We start from the raw sequence: 230 nt of genomic DNA, 5'->3' as shown, positions 1-230 counted from the left end.
TAACCGTGTTGGCTAATAACTTTATCCATAAATAGAGCGTTATCATAGACATTAAGGTATCTATCGTCATTTTCAGAATAATGATAGCCGGCTGATTCTAATGTGGGATTTACTGCTTGATAGGCATCATAAGCATATGATGCAGCACCAACGTATGTTAGACCTTTTAAAGCAAGTTTTGCACCTGCTTTTACCAGGCGATTTGCGCCTTTAAGAACGACTTTACGGGA

The 230-nt window shown here is 38.7% G+C and carries 1 protein-coding gene; it reads right to left on the bottom strand.

What is annotated here, in order from left to right:
- The coding region (locus ACTHRE_RS11225; RefSeq protein WP_440345290.1) for an IgG-binding virulence factor TspB family protein at positions 1 to 230 on the bottom strand (230 nt) is incomplete at both ends.

Source organism: Neisseria sp. P0001.S007 (assembly GCF_051963655.1).
GTDB lineage: Bacteria > Pseudomonadota > Gammaproteobacteria > Burkholderiales > Neisseriaceae > Neisseria > Neisseria subflava_A.
Note: the sequence above shows the minus strand (reverse complement) of the source record. Positions and strands in the feature narration are given on the sequence as shown.